The sequence below is a fragment of the Rhodococcus jostii NBRC 16295 genome, from assembly GCF_001894825.1.
Lineage (GTDB): Bacteria > Actinomycetota > Actinomycetes > Mycobacteriales > Mycobacteriaceae > Rhodococcus_F > Rhodococcus_F jostii.
Genome location: NZ_BCWY01000007.1, coordinates 1 through 23,857, shown reverse-complemented (window position 1 = coordinate 23,857; position 23,857 = coordinate 1). Strand labels below are relative to the sequence as shown.

The window sequence follows — 23,857 nt, the reverse complement described above, 5'->3', positions numbered from 1 at the left end:
CGGTGCACAGAATGAGGCGCACGGATCGCAGTGTCGCGGTCCGACAGCCACGCCGAGGAGAGCGCCACATGACGGACATCATCGACTACGCCGACAAGGTCTGGAAGGGCGAAGCCAACCAGAACGCCTACCACCACGGAGACCTCCGGAAGGAGGGAATGCACTACATCGCGGAAGGCGCATACATGTGGCCGGCGTTCGGCAACGTCTACGTATTTCCCACTAACGCGGGGCTTTTCGTGTACGACACCGGCGACCGCCGCACCGCCGAAGACCTGTTCGCAGCCACCCGGCGAATCTCCGAGCAACCGGTGCACACGGCCGTCTACTCGCACGGACACGTCGACCACGTCTTCGGCATGGAACCGTTCGACACCGAAGCGCGCGAGCGCGGCTGGACCCGACCCACGGTCCTCGCACACGAAAACGTCATCAGCCGGTTCGACCGCTACAAGACAACCCGCGGCTACAACGGCATCATCAACCAACGCCAATTCCAGGCGCCGAACCTGACGTGGCCGGACGAATACCGATACCCCGACGTCACCTTCACCGACCAGACCACCCTCGCCATCGACGACCTGCAGGTGCAACTCCATCACGCCCGCGGCGAGACCGATGACGCCGCGATCGCCTGGATCCCCGACCGCAAGATCCTGTGCTGTGGTGACTTCTTCATCTGGGCCAGCCCCAACGCCGGAAACCCACAGAAGGTGCAACGCTTCGCACACGAATGGGCCCAAACCCTGCGGTGGATGGCCGACCTGGGCGCCGAAATCCTCCTCCCCGGACACGGGCTCCCGATCCTCGGCGCCGACCGAATCCGCACCACCCTCACCGACGCCGCCGAACTCCTGGAAATCCTGCATGGCCGCACAATCGAGATGATGAACGCGGGAGCGACCCTCGACGAGGTCGTGCACACCGTCACCGCCCCCGCCGAACTGCTCCGCAAGCCCTACCTCGCCCCCTCCTACGACGAACCGGAATTCGTCATTCGCAACGTCTGGCGCCTCTACGGCGGCTGGTACGACGGCAACCCCGCCAACCTCAAGTCCGCCGCCCGCGCCGACCTCGCCCGCGAGGTCGCGGACCTCGGCGGCGGCGCCGCCCAACTGGCCGAGCGGGCCCGCGCCCTACTGGCACGAGGCGAACACCGGCTGGCGGGACACTTCGCCCAGATGGCCACCGACGCCGATCCGCAGAGCCGCGACTCGCATCAGGCCCGCGTCGACATCTTCGGCCAGCTGGAACAAGGTGCCACTTCCACCATGGCGAAAGGCGTCTACGGCTGGGCAGTGGCCGAATCGCGGGCCTTCCTCGACGGCAGCGACCACGCGACCGAACTGAAAGCCAAAACGGCCGGCCGCGCGCGATGGGCATTCTGACCTCAGATTCGGTGGATGAGGAACCGGACTACCGGTACACGCTGGCGAACGAACGCACCTACCTGGCATGGATCCGCACCGCTATGGCGCTCCTGGCGGCAGGCGTGGCTGCCCATCAGTTACTTGCGTTGCCCTCCGGGGCACTGCAGATGACGATCACGATGGTGTGTTTCGGGCTATCCACTGTCCTCGCCTCCGGCGCATATCTGCGCTGGAGGGCCGCGCAGTCGGCCATCAGGCGGAACCTGCCACTTCCGGGCTCCGTCCTCGTGCCCGCTCTCGCTCTCGGTCTGGGGATCCTCACCCTCCTCGCCGCCGGAGCGGCATTGTCGTCGTGATCGGGTCCCTTGACCGGGATCCGGGACTACAACCAGACCGCACGGCGCTGGCCTGGCGGAGAACCACACTCTCCGCCGCCGCGACGACGGTGGCGCTCCTCCACCTTCCCACCGCCCATGGTGACCGCGCTGCTTCGCTCACCTTGGTACCGATGGCGGTTCTGCTGCTCGTGATCACGCACGTCAGCCACCGACGAGGCCGTTCGCTGCGGCGGGGGACTCAGGGAATGACCGGACACCATGCCGGGCTGATAGCTCTACTCGTCACGGCCACCGCCGTCGCAGCTGCCGCGACCGCCGCCTTCGCCCGATAGCCACACTCTCGAACTACAACTCGAACTACAACTCGAAGCACACACTGGAAGGAGACTCCGATGCCCGTAGCGGAAATCGAGAACAACCCGCTGTTCGGCGGCACCGAAATCACCGTTGTTGCGCCAGGAATTTTCACGATGGGCCTACAGGGAAACAGCTTGGCCGTAGAAACTGATGAGGGATTGCTCGTCGTTGACTCCGGACCGAGTCCATCCGTGGTTCCTCAGGCGCTCGCACAACTCCGCGAACACACCGACCAGGCAGTCCGCTGGATCGTCTACAGCCACGGCCATCTCGGCTACAACTACGGTGTGCCCGGGTTCCTGGTAGAAGCCGAAAGGCGCGGGGAACCACGCCCGACAATCATCGCCCACGAGAATGTCGTTCGCCGCTACCGTCGCTACATCGAGACCGCCGGACTCCAAAACCACATCAACTCCCGCCAGTTCCGTCGGCCGATCGAAGAGTTCGCGCCAGTGCCGACCGTCACGTTCCCCGACCAAACCTACCGGGATGCAATGACACTCGGCGGCCCAACCAGGCAGGTCCGGCTATTGTGGGCGCCTTCGGAGACAGACGATGTCACCGCCGTGTGGTTGCCACAGGAACGGATCCTCTACGGGAGCGCCGCAGTCATCGACAGCATCCCGAACATCGGCACCCCCATGCGCACCATGCGGGACGCCGGGCGGTGGGCGAACACCCTCGACAGTCTTGCGGCCCTCAACCCCGCCGTCCTGATCCCCGAGTTCGGATCAGTCATCCACGACGTCGGCGCCGAGCAGCTGGCCGCCACCTCGGCGGCACTTCGCTGGCTGCGCAGAGCCGTCGTGGAACGCCTCAACAAGGGAATGGGTGTCGACGACATCGTGCACGATATCGACTACCCGACCGAACTGTTCGACGTGCCGTGGATGCGACAAGCCTACGGGCATCGGGACTTCATCGTGCGGGACATCGTCCGCTCGGAAACCGGGTGGTGGGACGGCAACCCCACCCACCTACACCCCGCCCGGCCCGACATCGCCGCCAACGCGCGCGCGGCAGCGATCACCGACAAACAGGCCGTGCTCGACCAGGCGCACCGACTACGTGACGCCGGACGGGTTCAGGAGGCGCTACACGTCGTCGATCTGCTGGCACTCGCGACCGCAGACTTTCCAGAGGCCCACCACGCCCGCACACTTAAGTTCGAACTGAGTGCGCTTCTGGCTAAAGACGCACCCAGCTACGTCTCGCGTAGCTTCTATCGCGCCTCGACCTGAGGCTAGCCTCGGGATTTCGTCTTCCTCGGGGTGAGGGCGGCGTGTAAAGCACGGAAGTGCCTGCCTGGTAGTGGATTCTTGGCTTGTCGAAGGTCAAGGTCCGCTACTCAGAGAGGCACCCCGCAGGTGAAGACTAACCTCTATCCGAGTCTGGTTCTCAACCGCGGCCGCGAGTCGCTGATCTCGTCGTCGGGAGCGCTGCTGCTGCGCGAGTCCGTCCGGGTCGCGGGAATTGGACCGAGCCCTGTCAGCAGCGTGGGAACCGTGGCGGCCACCGCGATCGATCCACAATCCGGCTGCCCGCGCTCGGGCACGGGCACGGGAAGCGGTGTGGGCACGCCGTCGGCCACTGGCCGGTATCCCGGGCAGTCGCCGGAGGTGGCCAGGTGATCGTCGACCACGGTGAGCACGGCACCGGGGAACCGCTGATCCTTCACCTGCGGCCCGGCAAGGCCTCACCGTGGAGCAAGGACGATCACATCGCCGCACTCGACCGTGCGCTGGACCAACTGCCCGCGGCAGGGCGGGGTCCGGTGCTGGTGCGGACCGACTCCGGTGGATGATGCCGTGCCGAGGCGCCCAAGCGGCACTCCGGCGCGCGCCGCGGTAACAACACAGCAGGAGATCGCGAAGTTGACCTTGTGCGGACACTGATACTGATCGGAACAGCAGTCCACACGGTCCTGTCAGGGATGCAGCAACCGGGGTTCGGTCCACCTTTCCGTGATCGAGGCGCCGTCCGTGGACCCGGTGATGATCTGAAAAACCGAGGTCACGTGCAGCGATGGCCCGAGCTGGTCACGAATGTCAGTCGGCTACGTGTCGCTCGTCGAGTGGGGAGGACCGCGGCGCGGACCCGTAGGGAGAGCCCACCAGGGCGCTCGCGGAGCGGCAATGATGACCGCGAGCCCGGCCACCGCGTACTGGGAGGTCGGCCGAACTGTGCGTGCAGTACTACCGTTTGACTGCCGTCGATCTCGGCGACTGCGTGTCCAGTGTTCGTGTGGGGGCGGGATCCGTATTGCTCGCGCCGAGTAGGCGCAACGCGAACTCCATGTACTCCTGGATCACCGTCGATCTGTCCAATCTGCCGGATCCGTGCAACCATTCACGGATTCCGTTCAGCATGTCCAGCACGTCGGTTCAGTGACCCGGCGATTCGTGGGTTACGAACTGGTGGGGGTGTAGCCGTGTGCGGCAGCAACTTCCGCGGACAGCAGCTCTCCGTCGTGCGTGGACAGTCCCTCGGCGAGTCCGGGGACGGTCGCGGTGGCGTCCTTCCAGCCCTTGTCGGCGAGGGCGACGACGTAGGGGAGGGTGGCGTTGGTGAGCGCGTAGGTGGAGGTGCGGGGAACGGCGCCGGGCATGTTCGCGACGCAGTAGAACACCGAGTCGTGGACCTGGTAGGTGGGTTCGGCGTGGGTGGTGGGCCGCGAGTCCTCGAAGCAGCCGCCCTGGTCGATGGCGATGTCGGCGAGCACCGATCCGGGCTTCATCCGCTTGAGTAGTCCGTTCGGGCCGACCAGCTCGACACCCTCGGCTTTTGCCTGGGCCAACAGTTGTTGGGCCAGTTTCTGGTGGTCGATCTTCGACTGATCCATGGGATCGAGTGTTTCGGTCATTGTCTTGCCTTCTCGCCAAGAGAACTCGGCGTGTCGACCAGATCCAGTTCAACCGTTATCCCGACAGTCCCGAATGATCCGAGGTGAGGTCACGTGGTCACTGCGGCGAGGAGTTTGTCGGTGATCGCTGTGGGCGTTACTGCTACGGCGAGCTGTTGGACGCGGCTGGCGGTGTCGAGGATGTAGCGCCGTTTGGGGCGCGGCGAGGTCAGAGCGTGGTGGACGGCCGTGGTGACGCGTTTCGGAGGAGCTGCGATCTTTTGCATTCGACCCAACAGGGTGCGGCTGCCGGCGAGGTGCGCTGCATAGAGTTCTCTGTTTTCTTGGCTCAGCTGTGCGGTCATGGCGTCGTAGTCGTCGAGCATTCCCTCCCACATGTCGGTACGGATGGGTCCGGGTTCGATCAGGGAGACGGGAATCTTCCATGGACGCAGTTCGATTCTCAGTGCGGCACCGAGGGATTCGATCGCGTACTTCGATGCGCTGTACGCGCCGGTGCCGGGGGTGGTGATCAGGCCGCTGACCGAGGACATGAACACGATACGGCCGTGTGCTGCTCGGATCGCCGGCAGGACGGCTTGGGAGACGGCGATCTGCGAGACTACGTTGACGTCGAGTTGACGCGAGAGGTCCTCGATCGAGAGGCCTTCGACCGGTCCGCTGACGATGATGCCTGCATTGTTGACCACTGCGTCCAGCCGTGCTGGAAGGTGTCGTGGTAGTGCCGCGATCGCCGTTCGATCGGTGATGTCGAGCGGGACCGCGTGGACGCGATGCAGCTGGTCGAGGCGGGCGAGTGCCGACTCCGACCGGGCGGTTGCGTAGACGGTCCACCCGGCTTCGCTCATGCGGTGGGTGATGGCCAGACCGATGCCTCGGCCGGCTCCTGTGACGAGTACTGAAGGCATGCGTTTTTCTCCGATCCAAAAGGGCGTGTGTACCGAGAGGTGTTCAGAGACCGAGGAACTCGACGGCGACGGGAGCGAACTTGTCGTGGTATTGGAAGACTCCGCCGTGGCCGGAGTCGGGGTAGATGATCAGTTCGGAGCCGGGGATGCGGCGTCGTAGATCTTCGGACAGTGGGGTGGGGACCATGCGGTCGTGGTCGCCGTTGGCGATGAGGGTGTCGGCGGTGATGCGGGATAGATCCGACGGGGCGGAGCGCCCGTACTTTTCGATGGCGGCGAGTTGTGTTCGCAGAACAGATATTCCGACGGCTGTGTCGCGGTCGGTGCTGCGTTCGTGGAGTCGCCCGATGAATGCCTTGGCGGCGGTCTTGCCGGCTGGGTTGCGGTTGAAGAACAAGAACTCTTTGGGGTCGGCCCGCACGAGCGTTGCGCGCAGAATGTCGAAGTAGGTCGTTCGGGAGACCTTGTCGATGTCCTTGCCTCCGCGTGGTCCTGTTCCGGTGAGGATGAGCTTGCGGACCAGGTGCGGGTGCTCGAGGATCAGATCTTGGGCGATGAAACCGCCCATCGAGAAGGTGAACAGGTCGACTGTGTCGAAGCCGAGCGCGGTGATGAAGGTGTAGGCGTCGGCGGCCATCGCCTCGATCGTGTCCGGCACCTTCCCTGTGGACGCGCCGACACCGACGTTGTCGAAGGTGACGACGTGACGGTTCCGTGCGATCGCGTCGACGATTCGGGGGTCCCAGTTGTCGAGGTTGGCGGACAGGTGGACAAAAAAGACGACGGGGATACCGCCTTTCGGTCCCAATTCGCGGTAAGCGTAAGTATTCCCGCCTGCGGTGATGGTCTTTGTCCGGGCTGATGCGTAGGCGGCGTGATTGCTCTGGGTGCTCATGGGGGTGTTGTCCGGCGATTCGGTGGGTTCAGGCGGTGGGCAGGGTGATGACGGCTTTGCCGCGGATGCCACCCGAGGCGAGGGCCGTGAGGGCGTCCGGTGTCTCGTGGAAGGGGTACGTTCTTCCGACGATCGGACGGATCGCGCCGTGGTCGACGAGTTCCGCAATGCGGCGTAGTTGCTCACCGCTGGCACGCATGAAAAGGAATTCGTAGCTCACGCCCGCTTTCGCGGCTTGTCTGCGTATTTTGCGGCTCAGGGCGGTGATCGCGAGACGAACGATCGGATTGACGCCGGCGGTGCGGGCGAACGTGGGGTCGGGTGGGCCGGCGATACCGATTGCCTTGCCGCCCGGCCGGAGCACGCGCAGTGACTTTTCGAGGTTGTCCCCACCCAGGCTGTCGACGACCACGTCGTAGCCGTCGAGAACGTCTGCAAAATCTTCGGTGCGGTAGTCGATGACGACGTCGGCGCCGAGTTCTCGGACGAAGTCGGCGTTTCGGCCGCTGGCGGTGGTGGCGACGCTCGCGCCGAGATGCTTGGCGAGTTGGATCGCGATCGACCCGACTCCGCCCGCACCGGCGTGGATCAGAACTTTCTGCCCGGGTTGCACATTCGCTCTGTCGACGAGTGCCTGCCAGGCGGTGAGCGCGACGAGGGGGAGTGAGGCGGCTTCGACCATGCTGATCGATGTCGGTCGTAGCGCGAGGTCGTCCTCGTGGACGGCGATGCGTTCGGCGAAGGTGCCGATTCGGCCGTCGCGGGGGCGGGCGTAGACCTCGTCGCCGACGGTGAAGTGTCCAACGCGGGCGCCGACTCCGATGACGGTGCCGGCCAGGTCGTGTCCGAGAGTCAACGGCGTCGGATAGTGGAGCAGTTGTTTGAATTCGCCGGTGCGGATTTTCTCGTCGAGCTGGTTGAGGCCGGCTGCCTGAATTTTGACGAGTACGTCGTGGTCGCCGACGATCGGCTCGCGCACGGTCGTCTCCTGCAGCGGCCGCTTGTACGCAGCGAAGGCGAAGGCTTTCACGACTGATCGCCAGTGTGGGTCGCGGAGGAGGCGGCGGCGGTGTGCGGCTCCTCGCCGAGGAATGCGAGCACTTCCGGGACGAATTCGCGGTGGTATTGGAATATGCCGCCGTGTCCTGAGCTCGGGTAGATGGTCAGCTGCGAATTGGGAAGGCGCCGTGCGAGGTCGGCGGAGTGCTCACTGGCGACCATGAGGTCGTTGTCGCCGTTCGCGACGAACACTGGCGCGGTGATCTGTGACAGGTCGTCGGGTGCTGCTTTCCCGCCGCCCATGATTGCTTTCAATTGTGCGAGGCGCGCCTGCATCGAAATGCGTGTGTCCCGGTCGACGGCACGTTCGGCGAGCCGGGCGAAATAGGCGTCGGCGGAGCGTTTGCCCTCGGTCGTGCGTGGGAAGAACAGGAAGTGTCGGGCATCTTTGCGGGCAAGGGCGGCTTTGAGGTAGGCAAGTCCGACGATCCTGCGCATGTGGTCGATACCTCCGCCGCCGCGTGGGCCGGTGCCTGCCAACACCATTCGCCGAACCAGTGTCGGATTCTGCAGGGCGACCATCTGGGCTACCCCCCCGCCCATAGAAAACCCGAGAAGGTCGACGCTGTCGTGACCGAGCGCTCGAATGAACGTAGCCGCATCGCGTCCCATCTGCTCGAGATCGGCGGGGACCTTCGAGTCGGTCGCACCGACGCCGCGGTTGTCGAATGTGACGACGTGGTGATGCGCGGCGATGCCGTCGATGATGCGGGGGTCCCAGTCGTCCAGAACGGCGGCGAAGTGATGCAGGAACACCACGGGCACGCCTCCCGTGGGGCCGAGCTCGCGGTAAGCGAAGTTCGCGCCGCCGGCGAGGACGGATTTGGTCGGGACCGTGATCCAGGTGCCGGCTGGAGCGCCGTGGTTGGTTGCCATGTCTGTCCTCTATCCGAAGGAAGTGAGCCTGGCCCGTGAAAGCCCGATTGAATTACGCTCATACTATTATGATCGTAAGGTTATCGGATAGACTTCGGTAGGGCAAGGACGCGGCAGTACGGAGGATCATCGACATGGCGAGATACGGCAGCGAGCACAAGGCGCAGACGCGCGCTCGGGTGGTGGAGGCGGCGGGTCGACGTCTGAAGAAGGATGGGATCGACGGGGCAGGCGTCAGTGCGTTGATGTCCGACGCCGGGCTGACCAACGGCGCCTTCTACGCGCACTTCGCGTCGAAGGACGAACTCGTCGCGGTGGTCTTGGCCGATCAGCTGACGAAGCAGCTGGATACTCTGCGGGCGCTACCCGACGACGGCCACTCGTTGCAGTCCTACATCGAGGGCTATCTGTCGGCGAGTCATCGTGACCAGCGTGAGAACGGATGTCCGTCCGCCGCCCTGCTCAGCGAAATCAGTCGGTCGAAACCGATTGTGCAGCAATCGTTCACGGATGGCATCGCGGCCATGATCACCATCGTCGCCAGTCGTACCCACATCGACGACACAGCCGCGGCGCAAACGATAGCGATCGGCCTGATGTCAAGCCTGATCGGGACCCTGCAGTTGTCGCGGGCGGTGTCGGATTCTGCGCTTTCCAACGAAATTCTCGCGTCCGGGCTCGTGAACGCGTTTCGCCTACTCGAAAAATGAAGCAACCGACTGGGAAGAGACTGCAATGACAACGACCACGCGTGACCGCACCCGAGATCGACGCCAAGATGGACGTCGACGTGCGTGCGCGGCTCGAACGGCGCCACCAGGCACGCCAGGTAAACGCTTTCGCCCCGCATGGCGCCCGCCGTCCTGGCGGGTCCCGGCGGTATCGCGGGCCTGCTGTTCCTTCTGTCCGGGTTCGTTGCCCGAGCAGTCCCGTCTCGATGCGCGCGCCGCAGAGCGTGCCGACGACGTCCCGCAAACCGGGTACCCCCTGCGGCTGCGGGCGCACCATCACGCTCGACGACGCCGATGACCCGGACATGCGGATGCCGTTCCAGCACGGAACCCTGGCCTGGGAGGCGCCCTATCACCGCAGGGTCGGGATCGAGAGCCTGTTCGCCGACCTGAAGAAGAACCGGCTCGGCGTGCACCGCGGCTACTTCCGGGGCTTCGGGATCCGCCGTTAGACCCTGCTCGCCGGCTTCACCCTCGCCGCCCTGAACATCCTCAATCTGCACGACTGGGCCACCAGGCGGGAAGTTCTCGATTCCTGGGGGCGGTTCCTGGGCGAACCGGAACCCGAACGCCGACCCCGACGGCGTCGTCGCCGCACCCACTCCGCCACGCGCCACGCAGCATCTCTGGCTGCCACGGGACCGGGCAGATAGCTACCCCGCCCCGCCGCCGGAATCCACGGATCCCGGTAGCTGACCTCGACCACCCGTCGAAAATGACCCATTATCAGGCACGGGTTCGCCAGATTCACCGCCCCACAGCGTCGAACGTCTCGCACACCGACCGAAGAAGCGGGCGTCACAGCGTCGAATGCGCAGAAATAGGGGTCCGAATCCGATCCCGGGCCTAATAGGTGGGTGGTGAGCCGATGACGGGAATCGAACCCGCGTATTCAGCTTGGGAAGCTGATGTTCTGCCATTGAACTACATCGGCGCGCACGATATTGGGCGCCCGTAGGCAGGCCCAACACCCTGCGGCGGAAACATTATCAGATGGTGATCCGGACTACCCGACGCCACACGCCGAAGGTCATACGAGAGGTTTGCCGGCCTTGATTCTGCGTCGCAGATCGAACATGAGCACGTTGTACGGGAACTCTCGGATGCGGACGGGGATGCGCCGGCTGACGGCGCCGATGGTGCGCAGGGTGCGGTCGAAGCGCTTCTGGTCGTCGGCGGTCCACGTCAGGTGCATTTCGTCGCGGAACTGCTGGGGCAGGAAGCCGTTGGTGAAGAACATATTGAGCCGGCCGAAGAGGCGGGACACGATGGCGGGCAGGAATTCGAGGCGTGCGATGGAGAGGACGTGTGCGCGGATGGTGTCGTCGATCGACACCTTGTCGAGGGCCTTGTTCCAGTACTCCTCGAATGCGGCGCGGTCTTCGGGCCACATTTCCGGTGGCACCTGGAGGGTGGTGCCGAAGGTGGCGCCTTCCTTGTAGAAGAACGCGGAGGCTGCGGGGGAGAGGTCGCCGTGCAGGGCGCGGTTGACGTCTTCGAATCCGCGGTAGATGCAGGCGGCCACCCACAACTGCAGTTCGGGGTCGAACGCGTTGTATTGCACGGGGCTGTCGGGGGTGGAGCGCACCTTGGCGTGGGCGCGGTTGACGCCCTTGCGGAAGGCCGCCTTTTCCTCGTCGGTGCCGCGGGCCGCCACCACGAGGTAGGTCAGCGTGGTGCGTGACCGTTTGATCGGATGCTTGAACAGCTGGCCGCTCTCGACCTTGCTCTCGTACACGCCGTACCCGACGCCGGGATGGGCGAGCTGCATGATGATGTTCGCGGCGCCTGCCAGCAGTCCGGCGCCGTCCATGACCTGGTCCAGACGGTCCGGTACCTCGAGTGACGTCGACATTCTCGCTCCTTCTCCCTCCACGGATTCGCTATCTGAATACGACCGTACTCACATATATGTTCGCCGTCCAGAGGGGAGTGGAAAGATGGTCCGCATGGCTACCGCACCGGTGAACGCGAAGGGCGGAAACTCGACGAGCGACGGCGGGCGCGTCTACGGCGGCCAGGAGATCGATCAGCGTCGGTCGGAACGCCGCGGCCAGCTCATCGAGGCCGGACTCGACCTGCTCGGCAGCGCGGACGGCGACCACGCCCTCACGGTGCGGGGGGTCTGCAAGACGGCCGGGCTCGCCACCCGCTACTTCTACGAGAGCTTCCCCGACCGCGATGCGCTCACCGTCGCCGTCTACGACCACGTGGTGGACCGCATCGCCACCAGCACGCTGGACGCCGTGTCGAACGCCGGGCCGGGCGAACGCGACATCGTGCGCGCCGGGGTCCGCAACATCGTGCGGGAGGTCGGAGAGGATCCGCGGCACGGCCGGCTCATGTTCTCGGTGGCGCAGTCGAGCGCGGTGCTGGCGCAGCGTCGCCTCGACAGCTCGCGACTCTTCGCCGGCCTGGTCACGAAGCAGACGGTGGGGTACTACGAGGTGGCCGAGAGCCCTCGCCTCGACCTCGCCGCGCACTTCATGGTCGGCGGCCTGGCCCAGACCCTGACGGCATGGTTGAACGGCACCGTGACCCTCCCCGAGGACGAGCTCGTGGACACCTGCACCGAACTGCTGCTCTCGATGGCCATCCACACCCGTTAACCTCTACGTGTGCTCCTCTCCGATCGCGATCTCCGTGCCGAAATTTCCGCTGGACGTCTGGGCATCGACCCGTTCGACGATTCGATGGTCCAGCCCTCGAGCGTGGATGTCCGCCTCGACAGCCTGTTCCGGGTGTTCAACAACACCCGCTACACGCACATCGACCCAGCTCAGCGGCAGGACGAGCTGACGACGCTGGTCGAGCCGGCCGAGGGCGAGCCGTTCGTCCTGCACCCCGGGGAGTTCGTTCTCGGATCCACGCTGGAGGTGTGTTCGCTGCCCGACGACCTGGCCGGACGCCTGGAGGGCAAGTCCTCGCTCGGCCGTCTCGGACTGCTGACGCACTCCACGGCCGGGTTCATCGACCCCGGTTTCAACGGGCACATCACCCTCGAACTCTCCAACGTCGCGAACCTGCCCATCACCCTCTGGCCGGGGATGAAGATCGGCCAGCTGTGTCTGCTGCGGCTGTCGAGCGCGGCGGAGCACCCGTACGGCAGCTCCGCCGTCGGCTCCAAGTACCAGGGCCAGCGCGGGCCGACGCCGTCGAAGGCCTACCTCAACTTCGCGCAGCGCTGAGCCCCGCGACCCGGCGAAAAAACTGCAAACCGAGTGGTCCGCTACTCGTGTGTATTGCGGCGGGTGAGAGAAGACTGGGATTCGAAGCCGCCCTCTCCTGGGCGTTCGATCCCGGAGGCCGCCATGCAAGACGTAGTCGTGTTGTTGCCCGGCATCGGCGGGTCGGTCCTCGCCCGCGACGGCAAGAACGTGTGGGCGCCGACACCGGGAGCCGCGCTGGCGGGTGTGCTGTCGCTGGGCGGGAACATCAAACGCCTGCAACTCGACGGGGACGATCCGGACCTCGACGACCTCGGTGACGGCGTCGTCGCCACCCGGCTGGTCCCGGACTTCCATTTCGTTCCCGGGCTGGACTGGAAGATCGACGGTTACACGAAGTTCCGGAACGACGTCGTCCGCCGGTTCGGGGTGGTCCCCGGCGACAACTATTTCGAGTTCCCCTACGACTGGCGGCGCGACAACCGGGTGGCGGCCCGCGCCCTGGCCCGGCGATCCCACGAGTGGCTGTCGCGGTGGCGCGAGACGTCGGGCAATGCCGACGCGAAGCTCGTCCTGGTGTGCCATTCGATGGGCGGAATCGTCGCGCGCCTCTTCCTCGAACTGCTGGACGGCTGGCGTGACACCCGCACCCTCGTCACGTTCGGCACCCCGTACTCTGGCTCGGTCAACGCGCTCGAATTCCTGGTCAACGGGTTCCGCAAGGGCTGGGGTCCGTTCACCGTCGACCTCAGTGCGCTGATCCGCTCGTTCACCTCCGCCTACCAGTTGCTGCCGTCGTATCGGTGCATGGCGGGCGACGACGGGTCGTGGCTCGCGCTCGACCACGAGAAGCTCGACTGGTCGGGGACCGGTCTCGACGCCGACCGGATGGCTGCGGCGGTGCGCCTGCACCGGGACCTGCGCGACGCCGTCGACGAGCGGCTGAAGCCGGGACACGACGGCTACGACATCCGTCCGGTGATCGGCGACTTCCAGCCCACCAAGTGGGCCGCCCGGCTCGCCGGGGACAAGGTCGAGACGCTCACCGTGCGCGGACCGGGGGAGAGCGGCGGCGACGGCACCGTGCCGAAACTGTCGTCGATCCCGCACGAACTCATGACGGGATGGAAGAACGCGGCCTTCTTCAGCCAGAAACACGGATCCCTGCAGAACGACGACCCGGTGCTCGACCACGTCGGCGGCATCCTGACAACCGCAGTTCTGGCGCCCCCGAACGTGTTTCCGGCGGTCAACGAATCCGTTGCACTGCTCGTCGACGACGTCACCACCGCCGAGCCGCTGGTGATCCGAGCGCGAACCGGTGCCGAGGCCGCGCGGCTCGTCGCGACGGTCGAGCCCGTCGCGGGCGGTCCGAGCCGGCAGCACCCCTTGTCGACGACCGTCGACGGCTGGCAGCGGACCAGCCTCGACGGGCTCACCGCCCAGGACTACCGGATCACCGTGCACGCCCCCGGGGTGCATCCGGTGACCGACGTCGCGAGTGTGGTCGACCTCGACGAGATCGCCCGGTCGGTCGACGTCTAGAGGAGCGCGGAGACATGAGACCGCAGACCGCACCCGGATTCGAGGAACTGGAGATCAGCGTGCTGCGGGCGGGCGACCACGTCTGGCTCTCGGCGCAGTCGCGGATGGGCTCGGTGTTCGCGGTGCGGCGATCCGTCCCGGAATGGAAACTGCCGAACGACGTCACCGGCAAGACGGTCGACGCGCCGTCCGACTGGCTCACCGACACCGTCCGGCATGCGCGCACCGACGCGGCCTCCCACGCACTCGACGTCGGGAAGGTGTTGACGGACCTCGTGTTCGGGGTCCCCGACATCGTCACGCTGCTGCAACAGAGCCGGGGAATCGCGGGTACGTCGGGGACTCAGCTCCTCGTGCGTGTCCTCGCCGCGCCGCAGGAAGTGTGCGCCTGGCCGTGGGAGCTGCTGCTCGATCCGCAGCGACCCGACCAGTTCCTCGCCATGGCCCGCGACGTCCACGTCGTGCGATCCGGGCGGTCCCGCACCTACCCGATTCGGCAGACCCCGATCGAGCCGCCGCTCAATCTCCTGCTGGTGATGTCGAGCCCCCTGCGGGTGGGTCCGGAGGATGCCGAGGCCCCGTTCGACCTGTATGCCGAGAAACGCAGCCTGCTGTCGGAACTGCAGCCGCTGATCGACCGTGGCCTGCTCCGCGTGGTGGTCGAGGACCGCCCGTCGGTCGAACGGCTCCGCAGTCGAATGGGCATGCAGAGACGCGGTTTTCACCTCTTCCACTACCTCGGCCACGCCAATCCGGACGGGCTCAAGCTGGAGCGTCGCAACGGCCGCGGGATGCTGCTGCCCAGCCAGGAATTCGCGTTGCTGCTGCAGCAACTGCCGGACCTTCGGCTGGCGGTGTTCGCGGGCTGTGAGACGGCACGCGCGCCGGACGGCGTCGTCGACGACGACCCGTGGCCGGGGCCGCTGTCGTCGGCGGACATCTGCGTGCGGGACGCGTGCCCGATGGTGATCGGGATGCAGGCGGTGCTGCCCTTCCGGACGGAGCGATTGCTGACGCGGTTCTTCTACCAGGCGTTGACCGCCGGGCAACCCGTGGCGGAGGCGTTGCGGCTGGCCCGGCTCGCGATCAACGGCGACGAGAACAGCGGCGAACCGCTTCTCGACTGGGCGGTGCCGTGCCTGTTCGTCGGCGGCAGTGAACCCGGCGCGATCATCGACCCCGAGGCGAAGGCGCGGCCGGAGCCCGCCCCACGACGGATCGGACTGCGACTCGGCATCCGCCAGGGCGAACTCCGGTTCATCTCCCGGCTCGCGGAACTGCGTGAGGGGGTGGATGTGCTGTCCGGGCAGACGTCCGCGCGCCTGCTCCACGTCGTCGGAATGCCGTCCACGGGAAAGACGGCCCTCCTGGACCGGATTCTCGAAGAACTCGACCCGGGAATCGCGCTCCTGTTCATCAGCGCGAAACGTCTTCTCGCGGAACCGGACCCGGTGCGTGAACTCGCCCGTCTCGTCGCCGAACTGATGCGGGACGCCGGGGCGCGCACCGTGCGGGAAGGCAGATTCAGTGCCGGTGACTGGTGGGAGCGACTGCTCGGCGACCTCACCGAAGTCCCGGCCGCGATCGTGATCGACGACGGCGATCTGCTCCTCGGCGACACACCCGGCGCCGCCGATCTGCTCAGCGCGCTGATGCTCCTGACCGAACGGCGCGGGTGTGCGCGGTTGGCGGTGGCGACCACCGGGGACCTCGCCGAACTGACGCGGCCGCTCCGACCCTCGGAAGTGCGCACGATCCGCCTGGACGCCCTGTCCTGGCCGGAAGTGTGGCAATGGATCCGGCGCAACCTGCCGGCACTGACCCGCTACCCGGAGAAGGACCTCTCCCGCCTCTACACCGACGTCCGGCACCTCGAATTGTGGGAGCAGTTGGCGGATCTCGCCGCCCAGAACGGGACTTTCGAACCGCAGGAGCTGCCGAACCTCGTCCGGCAACTCGGCGTCGGTACCGCGAAAACCCCGGAACCGGAACCGAGCGGATCCGACTTCTTCGGGGCCGAGACCGCGGTGCCGGAGGTAGCCGCGGCGACCGCGGCACCGGTGCGGCGCGCGCTGCGGTTGGCGGTGGCGGGCCCGTTCACCGTGGGCCGACGCGAGGAGATCGCCGTCGCGGTCACCCAGTGCGCCATCAAGCACGGGGTGCCGGGGCGGGTGGTCGCCGGAGAAACGGGGGAGGGCGAATCGGCTCTGGCCGAACTGCTTCCGCAGGAGCTGGCCTTCGCGGACGGAGTCCCCTCGGAGCGCGACGTCTGCCGGTGGATGGCCGATGCAGCCGCGGCCGACGCCGACATCCTGGTGTTCGACTACGGCAACGCGGTGCCCTCGGACGCGCAGAACGCCGTGATCGCCCGCCTGGGAAGCGACGGAAGACTCGTGATCGTCTCGGGTGACCACTCGGACGAGCCGGCCTATCCCGCCTGGACCGCGGACGCCTTCGCGGTCGGCGCCATCGAGGACGACGGCACACTCACCCACGAAACCCCGTACTACCCCGATGTCGGCAAACCGGACGTCTACGCGCCGCGGACGATCACCGACACGGCCTGCGAGCACCTCGTCGATCGGCCGGAGATGGAGGGCACGACGTTCGCCGCGCTGTACGTGGCCGTCGCGGCAATGCTGGTGTGGGCGACCGACCGCGACCTGTCCGCGCAGGAGGTCCGGGCGCTGCTGGTGAAGACGGCGGCACCGATACCGACGGAGCGCGGCGGCACCGCGAAAAGACTCGACGTGGAGGCGGCACTGAACTCCTCGCGACGCAATGTCCTCGTCGGCGCGATCGGGTCCGACGCACTCGAACTCGGGCAACTCCTCGCGGAGACCCCCCTCCGTCCGGAACTGGCGGTCCCGCTGCTCGACGGCCTCGTCGCGGACGGCACCCGCATACGACGGGTCGTCCGGAACGGCGTCGAGCAGTACGAACGCGCCGACGACGATGCCGGCCCCAGAAACGAGTAGCCGACTACGCATGACCGGGGCGGACGCGGCGAGGAGGCTCGTCCTCACAACACAGAGCGGCCGACCTACGTGAGGACAGCGTCATGACCATCGTCGACAGCATCGGAGACGGGCAGTCGCAGCGCGAGATGCCCACCGGAACGTTCGCGTCGGAACGGCAACGGCAACACGACGCGGCCGAACTGCGTGCCCGCGAACGGGCGCCGCAGCGAGGCGAACACGTCGACGCACTCAACGGTCCCGGCGGCGTCGCGGCGGCGGACACTCCCGAACGGATCGCCAAACGCGTGGACCGACTCGGCCGTTACTACGCGGCCGGTGAGTGGGAGTCCGACACGATCCCCGATCAGGTTCTCGAGAAGATCATCAATACCGCTGATTTCGTCGGCGCCCGGTACCTCGAAGCCGGTGTCGCCGCGGCACGGTCGATCGGGCGCGTGAACATCCGCGACGCACGAGGCGCTCTGCAGGGCTACGGCACCGGCTTCCTCGTCTCGCCGACCCTGCTGCTGACCAACCATCACGTGCTGCCGGACGCGGACACCGCCCGCTGCAGCGTGATCGAGTTCGACTACCAGGACGGTGTCGACGGGAAGCCACGCCCCGTGCAGATGTTCCCCCTCGACCCGGCCCGGTTCTTTCTCGCCGACCGCGAACGCGACTTCGCCCTCGTCGCCGTCGGTGCAGAGCCCGGCGCGCTCGCCCAGTTCGGGTTCAACCCCCTGATCCAGGCGGAGGGCAAGGCCATCATCGGTGAATTCGTGACCATTGTGCAGCACCCCCGCGGCGACAAGAAGCAGATCGCCCTGCGGGAGAACCGCATCGTCGACATTCCCGAACGGTTCCTGCACTACTCGGCGGACACGGAACCCGGATCCTCGGGCTCACCGGTCTTTAATGATCAGTGGGAGGTGGTCGCATTGCATCACGCCAGTGTGCGGGCGCCGCAGCACATCGAGTTCGGCGGGTTCCTCAACGAGGGGGTGCGGATCAGCCGGATCCTCGAATTCGTGCGGGCCCAGAACCTGCCACCACACTCGCGCGGCCTCGTCGACGACATCGTCCGCGCGGAGCGGACGGCACCGACGGTCCCCGCGGCTGTCGAACACGAACAGGAAGTGACCGTCCGGGTGCCGCTCGAGATCATCGTCCGCCTCGGATCTGTCGAGTCGCCGGCAGCCGGGCGAAACGCTGCGCCCGAGGCGATCTCGATCGACCCGAACTACAGCACCCGCGTCGGGTACGACCCGAACTTCCTCCGCGTTCTCCTGCCGCTTCCGGAGCCCGGGACGCCGTCGGTCGCGTCACCGGAGTTGAAGTATCACCACTTCAGCGTCGTGATGCACCGCGAGCGGGCACTCGCACTGTTCACCGCCGTGAACATCGACGGCACACAATCGCAGAGCCCGAGACGCGACAGCGACCGATGGATCCTCGACCCCCGACTTCCGGCCGAACAGCAGACCGGGGAGGAGGTGTATCGCGACAACCCGCTCGACCGCGGGCATCTCGTGCGGCGTCTCGACCCGGCGTGGGGTCCCCTCGCCAAGGCCGCGAACGACGACACATTCCACTTCACCAATTGCGCCCCGCAGCACCACAGTTTCAACGCCGGCCAGACACTGTGGCTGGGCCTCGAAGACTACGTCCTGAAGAACGCGGAGACCGCCGATCTCGCCGTCAGCGTCGTCACCGGACCCGTTCTGGCGCCGGACGACCCCGAGTATCGCGGGGTGTCGTTGCCGCGCCAATTCTGGAAGACGGTGGCTATGGTGAAGCAGGACGGCGCGCTGTCGGTCACGGGATATCTGCTCAGCCAGGCCGCGCTGCTCGACGAGTTCGCGGAAGGGGAGGAGGCGTTCTCCTACGGCGCGTACCGCACCTTCCAGGTTCCCGTCCGGCGGATCGCCCAGTTGACCGGGCTGGGCCTGGACCCGTACATCGCGGCAGACCCGCTCGAGCGGATCGAGGCGAGCGCCCTGCCTCGCGAACTCATTCGCCCCCAGGACCTCGTTCTCTGACGCCGGAAAGGACCCACGTCATCATGAGCAGCAACGAAACACCCGTCGATCCGCCCACGCGCCGCACGTGCGGGGCGATGGACGTGCATCGCCGGCTGTTGACCGAATCGGAGTCGTACCGGATCGCCCGGTCTGAGATCGAGAACCGGACCCTCGAACTGGAATCGTTGCAGTCGATCTCCGCCCGCGGTGTCGCGCGGATTCCGGTGGTGGTGCACGTCGTGTCGAACACTGTCGCGCAGAACATTTCGGACGCGCAGATCGAGAGCCAGATCGCGGTGCTCAACAAGGATTTCCGGGCCGCCAACGACGACGTGGACACCGTCCCGTCCGTCTTCGAGCATCTGGTCGGCGACGCGGGCATCGAGTTCTTCCTCGCCGACACCGACCCGTCCGGACGTCCCACGAACGGAATTACCCGCACCGCAACCGAAGTGACGGCGTTCGACCAGGGCGACGGCGTCAAGTCCGCAGCCAGCGGCGGCGCCGATCCGTGGCCGACACCGAGATATCTGAACATCTGGGTCTGCGCGCTCGGCGGCGGACTGCTCGGGTACGCGCAGTTCCCGGGCGGCCCGGTCGCCACCGATGGCGTCGTGATCACCTACACCGCGTTCGGGACGACGGGCACCGCTCGGGCCCCGTTCAACCTCGGGCGCACCGCGACCCACGAGGTCGGCCACTACTTCAACCTCTTCCATATCTGGGGTGACGACGGCACCGGGTGCCGCGGCTCCGACGAGGTCGCCGACACCCCCAACCAGGGCGGACAGAACGTCGGGATGCCGCGTTTCCCCCACGTCAGCTGCGGAAACGGCCCGCACGGCGACCTGTTCATGGACTACATGGACTACACCGACGACGTCGGGATGGTGATGTTCACCAAGGGGCAGGGCGCCCGGATGGGTGCCTGCCTCGATACGGTCCGGAAGCAGTTGTGGACCGGGCGGGCCGCGAGTCCGGCCTCGTCCGCCGTCCTCGCCAGAGACGCCGCCGGCCGCTGGGGGCATTCGTTCGAGGAAGACCACGACGGCCTCCGCGTGTACCGGCCCGCCGGATACGACTTCCCGCGGGCGCGGGGGCGCGGCGGTATCGAATTCCGGCCGGACGGCTCGTTCGTCGATTGGGTGATAGGCCGGGGTGACGCCAACGAAGCACGGGAGGGCACGTGGGTGTCCGCGGACGACGGCAGGCTCGAGGTGACCACCGCGGCAGGGGAACCGCGCACCGTTCGAGTGGTCCGGCTCGAGGAGGACCGACTCGAATTGGACCTCGGTGGCGCCTCCGAATAACCCCGCGACCAGACCTGCTCAGGTGGTCGCGGGGTTCGGCGGCACTACGGTGTGACGATCGCAAAGTCCGGGTCGGGAGCGTCGAGGTAGCCGACCAACTCCGTCAACGTGGTGGCGTCGCCGTCCACTTCGACGCTGCCGCCCGAGATCATCTCGCCCAGGTCCTTGCCGCCGAGCAACGCCGCGAGTAGGTCCGGCCGGGTCAGGGTGAACGCCGCATCGGGTGCGGGCATCTCCCCGTCGACGTCGAAGTGCACCAGTACCCCGTTGTGTAGCTGAGTTCGGTGTGCGACACCCTCATCTTTGATGTTCCAGTCGATGGTGAGGTCGGCAGACCAGGCTCGGGGCCCGTCGACCCGCAGCGCGATCGCGTCGAAGGCCTGCTCCACCGTCAGTGCCGCCGAAATATCCGGGGAGGCAGTGACGATGGGCGTACCGACAGACCCGTTGCGGAGTTCGTAGGCGCCCATGAGGAAGAAGTTCCGCCAGGTGCCGTTCTCGGATCCGTACCCGAGCTGTTCGAGGGTGTCGGCCTGCAATGCCTTCGCCTCGGCGTTGCCGGGGTCGGCGAAGATCACGTAATTCAGCACCTGCGCGACCCAGCGGAAGTCGCCCGCGGCATAGGATTCGCGGGCCTTGCGGAGCGTCTCGTCCACACCGCCCATGAATTCGACGTGCCGCTTGGCGGATTCGACGGGCGTGTGCTCCCACAGCTTCGCGGGATTGCCGTCGAACCAGCCCATGTAGCGCTGGTAGATCGCCTTGACGTTGTGACTGACCGAACCGTAGTAGCCGTGCGTGTGCCACGCCTGTGCCACAGCCGGCGGCAATTCGATCGCCTCGGCGATCTCGATTCCGGTGGCGCCCTTGTTGAGCGCTCTCAGAGTCTGATCGTGGAGATACCCGTACAGGTCACGCTGGACGGACAGGAACTCGGTGAGCCGGTCGGTTCCCCACGTCGGCCAATGATGGGAGGCGAAGAGCACGTCGGTGCGGGCGGCGTACCGGTTGATCGACTCGGTCAAGTACTTCGCCCATACATGGGGATCGCGAACCAGGGCGCCGCGCAACGTCAGCAGGTTGTGCAGCGTATGGGTGGCATTCTCGGCCATGCAGAGCGCTCGCCGGTCGGGGAAATAGAAGTTCATCTCCGACGGCGCCTCGGTGCCCGGGGTGAGCTGGAACTCGATCCGAACTCCGTCCACGGTCTCGGTCTGGCCGGTGTGATCGATGTCGACGGTGGGCGTAATGAGGGTGGGAGTTCCCGTCGAGGTGGTGGGGCCGAGCCCGGCCCCCACGGCGCCTTGCGGCCCACGAGGCAGCGCAGCCCCGTACATGTATGCGGACCGTCGTGCCATCGCGGCGCCGGCATACACGTTCTCCGCGACGGAGTGTTCGACGAAACCCGCCGGTGCCAGAATCGGGCAATGCCCTGCCGCGACGTCGTCTTCGGTGGTGACCCCCTTGACGCCGCCGAAGTGATCGATGTGCGAATGCGAGAAGATCACCCCGGTCACCGGACGGTCACCGCGCTGAGCCCGATACAGCGACAGCCCCGCGGCCGCGGTCTCCGCGGAGATCAGCGGATCGATGACGATGACGCCGGTGTCGCCTTCGACCAGGGTCATGTTCGACAGATCGAGGCCACGGATCTGGTAGATACCGTCGGTGACCTCGAACAGGCCTTGCCGCGCACACAGCCGCGACTGCCGCCACAAACTCGGATGCACCGTGGGCGGGCAATCCTGCTCGAGGAACGAGTACGCGTCGCTGTCCCACACCACCTTTCCGTCGGTCCCTGTCACGACACCGGGCTCGAGAGCCGCGACGAACCCCCGCTCGACATCGGCGAGATCCTGTTCGTCTCCGAACGGGAGCTGCTGCAACGCGTCCCCGTTCGCGCCGTGCACGCTCGCCGTGGCATCTGTCTGGCTGGACATGGAACCCCTTCCACCGCGCCGCGCAGGCCTCCGCCGGCCGCAACTGTCCGCGGGCGTCGACCTCGTGGTCATTTCACATGGCGCGCGGCCGGCGATCTTCCTCCAACGCAGCACCCGGACTTACCCTGCACAGTGTCACCCCGGTTACGACGTGACCTCACCCGAGAGGGGTGAAACCACGCAAACCGCCCATCCGCTTTCACCCGCGGAGGATGACAATTCAGCCATCCGAACGACCTACCGTGTCTGGAAACCCTCTCTGCCCGACATTCGGAAGGAGCCATCCGATGAATCAGATCCAGCCGGGAAGACCAGCCACTCCCACCGTCGACGCGAAACGGCTGTGGGCCGGAGGTGCCGCCGCGGGATCGGCGCAGACTCGGCTGGAAAAGTGGTGACCAGTCGCCTGGGGATCATTCCCGACAGGCACCGTCGCACGCTGACCGAGCTCGGCGAACGCCTCGACCTCTCGGTCGGCGACCGGGACGCCAAGCGTTCCGCCTTCTGGGTGATGTTGACGCTGTCGGCCGTGATCGCGGTGGCGGGTGTGGTGGGTGATTCCACCGCCACCGTGATCGGTGCGATGATCGTCGCGCCGCTGTCGACGCCCATTCTCGGGGTGGGGTTGGGCATCACCGCCGGCAACGGGCGCCTGATCGGGCACAGCCTGTTCTATGTCCTCGCCGGCATCGCCCTCGTCGTCGTGTTGGGGATGGTGTTTGCGCAGGTGTTGCCGAATCCGACGAACGTGCTGACCAATTCGCAAGTAACCGGCCGTACCTCGCCGACACTGATGGACCTGGCCGCCGCGCTGGCCACGGGCCTGGTCGGGGCCGTCGCCGTCGCGAGGAAAGACGTCGGTGACGTACTTCCCGGCGTCGCCATCGCCATCTCCCTGGTCCCGCCCCTCGCGGTGGTGGGGGTGTGCCTGGGCTCGGGGGCACCGTCGCTGGCTGTGGGAGCGTTCGTGCTGTTCGCGTCCAATGTCGTGGCGATGGTCATCACCGCGACGGCCGTGCTCGTCGCCGCGGGATACGCCCGGGAGGTCGGGAGCGCCACCGGCGCGCACCGGCGACGCGCGTATACCGTCCTGGCACTGGTCCTGGTCGCGGTCGTGATCCCCATGGTGGTCAACTCGCTGTCCTCGCTGTGGGCGCGGCAGATCTCCACCGCAGCGGAGAATTGGCTCGCCGGCACTCCCGGCGCCGAGGTCACCGACGTCACCTGGCAGGGCGGCACTGCGACCGTCGCGGTACTCGGTCCCGAGACGCTTCCGCCGGTCGACGAGCTCGAGAAATCCGTCGATGCGCTGGTCCCGTGGAATCCGGACGTGCAGGTGGTGCACACCGTCGGGGCTCGACTCGTGGCGGAGTGACCGGTTGCCGCCTATCTCGCCTTCGCCGAACCGGCACGAGTCGAAGCAGTCAGTATTTCTTGGCAGCAGCATGTTTCGTTGCTCCCTCGCTGTCGTGCGCGGCGAGTCGGCATCCGGCCGCCGAGGGGATCGACGACGCTCA

21 protein-coding genes, 1 tRNA gene and 1 pseudogene are annotated in these 23,857 nt (G+C 66.5%); 15 read left to right on the top strand and 8 right to left on the bottom strand.

What is annotated here, in order from left to right; genetic code table 11:
- Window positions 1-68: 68 nt before the first annotated feature.
- The 6 genes from RJ1_RS07560 to RJ1_RS46680 all read left to right on the top strand — a co-directional run bounded on the left by RJ1_RS07560 (window position 69) and on the right by RJ1_RS46680 (window position 3,869).
- Window positions 69-1,388: an alkyl sulfatase dimerization domain-containing protein gene (locus RJ1_RS07560; RefSeq protein WP_073359340.1), complete on the top strand. Its 1,320-nt coding sequence runs from the start codon at window positions 69-71 to the stop codon at window positions 1,386-1,388.
- Window positions 1,376-1,726, top strand: a complete 351-nt coding sequence (locus RJ1_RS07555; protein WP_073359339.1) for a YidH family protein — start codon at window positions 1,376-1,378, stop codon at window positions 1,724-1,726. Before RJ1_RS07560 ends, RJ1_RS07555 begins: the two co-directional genes overlap by 13 nt.
- Entirely contained in the window at window positions 1,723-2,040 is a 318-nt protein-coding gene (locus tag RJ1_RS07550; RefSeq protein ID WP_240319930.1) for a DUF202 domain-containing protein, read from the top strand. Before RJ1_RS07555 ends, RJ1_RS07550 begins: the two co-directional genes overlap by 4 nt.
- Window positions 2,041-2,100: 60 nt before the next feature.
- Window positions 2,101-3,306, top strand: coding sequence for an alkyl sulfatase dimerization domain-containing protein (locus RJ1_RS07545; RefSeq protein WP_073359338.1), 1,206 nt, complete (start codon window positions 2,101-2,103; stop codon window positions 3,304-3,306).
- Between the two features lie 126 nt (window positions 3,307-3,432).
- Window positions 3,433-3,696: a hypothetical protein gene (locus RJ1_RS45770; RefSeq protein ID WP_073359337.1), complete on the top strand. Its 264-nt coding sequence runs from the start codon at window positions 3,433-3,435 to the stop codon at window positions 3,694-3,696.
- Window positions 3,693-3,869 (top strand): hypothetical protein, encoded by a 177-nt coding sequence (locus tag RJ1_RS46680; protein ID WP_162850368.1) that lies wholly within the window; start codon window positions 3,693-3,695, stop codon window positions 3,867-3,869. Before RJ1_RS45770 ends, RJ1_RS46680 begins: the two co-directional genes overlap by 4 nt.
- Window positions 3,870-4,472: 603 nt before the next feature.
- On the opposite strand, the pseudogene RJ1_RS07530 reads toward RJ1_RS46680, so the two are convergent.
- The 5 genes and pseudogenes from RJ1_RS07530 to RJ1_RS07510 all read right to left on the bottom strand — a co-directional run.
- Window positions 4,473-4,820 (bottom strand): annotated as a pseudogene (locus RJ1_RS07530) (alanine dehydrogenase); the annotation flags it as partial.
- Window positions 4,821-5,017: 197 nt separating this feature from the next.
- Window positions 5,018-5,836, bottom strand: coding sequence for an SDR family oxidoreductase (locus tag RJ1_RS07525; protein ID WP_073359335.1), 819 nt, complete (start codon window positions 5,834-5,836; stop codon window positions 5,018-5,020).
- A gap of 43 nt (window positions 5,837-5,879) precedes the next feature.
- Window positions 5,880-6,731, bottom strand: coding sequence for an alpha/beta fold hydrolase (locus tag RJ1_RS07520; protein ID WP_073359334.1), 852 nt, complete (start codon window positions 6,729-6,731; stop codon window positions 5,880-5,882).
- Between the two features lie 28 nt (window positions 6,732-6,759).
- On the bottom strand, window positions 6,760-7,761 hold the full coding sequence (locus RJ1_RS07515; RefSeq protein ID WP_073359333.1) for an NADP-dependent oxidoreductase: 1,002 nt from the start codon (window positions 7,759-7,761) through the stop codon (window positions 6,760-6,762).
- Complete coding sequence (locus tag RJ1_RS07510) at window positions 7,758-8,666, bottom strand: alpha/beta fold hydrolase (RefSeq protein WP_073359332.1); 909 nt, start codon at window positions 8,664-8,666, stop codon at window positions 7,758-7,760. The genes RJ1_RS07515 and RJ1_RS07510 overlap by 4 nt, the downstream gene beginning before the upstream one ends.
- A gap of 134 nt (window positions 8,667-8,800) precedes the next feature.
- Here RJ1_RS07510 and RJ1_RS07505 point away from each other — a divergent pair, with 134 nt between their 5' ends.
- Together RJ1_RS07505 and RJ1_RS45765 are read left to right on the top strand one after the other, a co-directional pair.
- The gene (locus RJ1_RS07505; RefSeq protein ID WP_073359331.1) at window positions 8,801-9,376 is read left to right on the top strand and encodes a TetR/AcrR family transcriptional regulator; all 576 of its coding nucleotides are present in this window, start codon (window positions 8,801-8,803) and stop codon (window positions 9,374-9,376) included.
- Between the two features lie 41 nt (window positions 9,377-9,417).
- Window positions 9,418-9,849 (top strand): hypothetical protein, encoded by a 432-nt coding sequence (locus tag RJ1_RS45765; RefSeq protein WP_143048940.1) that lies wholly within the window; start codon window positions 9,418-9,420, stop codon window positions 9,847-9,849.
- Window positions 9,850-10,260: 411 nt separating this feature from the next.
- Here the strand turns inward: RJ1_RS45765 and RJ1_RS07495 are convergent.
- Both RJ1_RS07495 and RJ1_RS07490 read right to left on the bottom strand, forming a co-directional pair.
- A tRNA-Gly gene (locus tag RJ1_RS07495) sits at window positions 10,261-10,331 on the bottom strand.
- A 96-nt stretch (window positions 10,332-10,427) separates the two neighbouring features.
- Window positions 10,428-11,252, bottom strand: coding sequence for an oxygenase MpaB family protein (locus RJ1_RS07490; protein WP_073359329.1), 825 nt, complete (start codon window positions 11,250-11,252; stop codon window positions 10,428-10,430).
- 85 nt (window positions 11,253-11,337) lie between these two features.
- Between RJ1_RS07490 and RJ1_RS07485 the strand changes: the two genes are divergently transcribed.
- The 6 genes from RJ1_RS07485 to RJ1_RS07460 all read left to right on the top strand — a co-directional run bounded on the left by RJ1_RS07485 (window position 11,338) and on the right by RJ1_RS07460 (window position 20,400).
- Complete coding sequence (locus RJ1_RS07485) at window positions 11,338-12,006, top strand: TetR/AcrR family transcriptional regulator (RefSeq protein WP_073359328.1); 669 nt, start codon at window positions 11,338-11,340, stop codon at window positions 12,004-12,006.
- A gap of 9 nt (window positions 12,007-12,015) precedes the next feature.
- Window positions 12,016-12,585 carry a dCTP deaminase gene (gene dcd / locus RJ1_RS07480; protein ID WP_073359327.1) on the top strand — a complete coding sequence of 190 codons (570 nt, stop codon included), beginning with the start codon at window positions 12,016-12,018 and terminating at the stop codon, window positions 12,583-12,585.
- Window positions 12,586-12,708: 123 nt separating this feature from the next.
- A complete protein-coding gene (locus RJ1_RS07475; protein ID WP_073359326.1) occupies window positions 12,709-14,109 on the top strand; it encodes a lipase/acyltransferase domain-containing protein in 1,401 nt (466 codons plus the stop codon).
- A gap of 14 nt (window positions 14,110-14,123) precedes the next feature.
- Window positions 14,124-17,087, top strand: a complete 2,964-nt coding sequence (locus RJ1_RS07470; protein ID WP_073359325.1) for a CHAT domain-containing protein — start codon at window positions 14,124-14,126, stop codon at window positions 17,085-17,087.
- An 83-nt stretch (window positions 17,088-17,170) separates the two neighbouring features.
- Entirely contained in the window at window positions 17,171-19,108 is a 1,938-nt protein-coding gene (locus RJ1_RS07465; RefSeq protein ID WP_073359324.1) for a DNA/RNA non-specific endonuclease, read from the top strand.
- A 23-nt stretch (window positions 19,109-19,131) separates the two neighbouring features.
- On the top strand, window positions 19,132-20,400 hold the full coding sequence (locus RJ1_RS07460) for a zinc metalloprotease (RefSeq protein WP_073359323.1): 1,269 nt from the start codon (window positions 19,132-19,134) through the stop codon (window positions 20,398-20,400).
- Window positions 20,401-20,444: 44 nt separating this feature from the next.
- On the opposite strand, the gene RJ1_RS07455 is transcribed toward RJ1_RS07460, so the two are convergent.
- The gene (locus RJ1_RS07455; RefSeq protein ID WP_073359322.1) at window positions 20,445-22,340 is read right to left on the bottom strand and encodes an alkyl/aryl-sulfatase; all 1,896 of its coding nucleotides are present in this window, start codon (window positions 22,338-22,340) and stop codon (window positions 20,445-20,447) included.
- 391 nt (window positions 22,341-22,731) lie between these two features.
- On the opposite strand from RJ1_RS07455, the gene RJ1_RS07445 reads away from it, so the two are divergent.
- Window positions 22,732-23,715, top strand: coding sequence for a TIGR00341 family protein (locus RJ1_RS07445; RefSeq protein ID WP_083400652.1), 984 nt, complete (start codon window positions 22,732-22,734; stop codon window positions 23,713-23,715).
- Window positions 23,716-23,857: the final 142 nt, after the last annotated feature.

Bases quoted from the DNA above. Each gene is read 5' to 3' on its own strand.
- RJ1_RS07560 (WP_073359340.1), top strand. From the start codon at position 69: ATGACGGACATCATCGACTACGCCGACAAGGTCTGGAAGGGCGAAGCC.
- RJ1_RS07555 (WP_073359339.1), top strand. From the start codon at position 1,376: ATGGGCATTCTGACCTCAGATTCGGTGGATGAGGAACCGGACTACCGG.
- RJ1_RS07545 (WP_073359338.1), top strand. From the start codon at position 2,101: ATGCCCGTAGCGGAAATCGAGAACAACCCGCTGTTCGGCGGCACCGAA.
- RJ1_RS07525 (WP_073359335.1), bottom strand. From the start codon at position 5,836: ATGCCTTCAGTACTCGTCACAGGAGCCGGCCGAGGCATCGGTCTGGCC.
- RJ1_RS07520 (WP_073359334.1), bottom strand. From the start codon at position 6,731: ATGAGCACCCAGAGCAATCACGCCGCCTACGCATCAGCCCGGACAAAG.
- RJ1_RS07510 (WP_073359332.1), bottom strand. From the start codon at position 8,666: ATGGCAACCAACCACGGCGCTCCAGCCGGCACCTGGATCACGGTCCCG.
- RJ1_RS07505 (WP_073359331.1), top strand. From the start codon at position 8,801: ATGGCGAGATACGGCAGCGAGCACAAGGCGCAGACGCGCGCTCGGGTG.
- RJ1_RS07490 (WP_073359329.1), bottom strand. From the start codon at position 11,252: ATGTCGACGTCACTCGAGGTACCGGACCGTCTGGACCAGGTCATGGAC.
- RJ1_RS07485 (WP_073359328.1), top strand. From the start codon at position 11,338: ATGGTCCGCATGGCTACCGCACCGGTGAACGCGAAGGGCGGAAACTCG.
- RJ1_RS07475 (WP_073359326.1), top strand. From the start codon at position 12,709: ATGCAAGACGTAGTCGTGTTGTTGCCCGGCATCGGCGGGTCGGTCCTC.
- RJ1_RS07470 (WP_073359325.1), top strand. From the start codon at position 14,124: ATGAGACCGCAGACCGCACCCGGATTCGAGGAACTGGAGATCAGCGTG.
- RJ1_RS07465 (WP_073359324.1), top strand. From the start codon at position 17,171: ATGACCATCGTCGACAGCATCGGAGACGGGCAGTCGCAGCGCGAGATG.
- RJ1_RS07460 (WP_073359323.1), top strand. From the start codon at position 19,132: ATGAGCAGCAACGAAACACCCGTCGATCCGCCCACGCGCCGCACGTGC.
- RJ1_RS07455 (WP_073359322.1), bottom strand. From the start codon at position 22,340: ATGTCCAGCCAGACAGATGCCACGGCGAGCGTGCACGGCGCGAACGGG.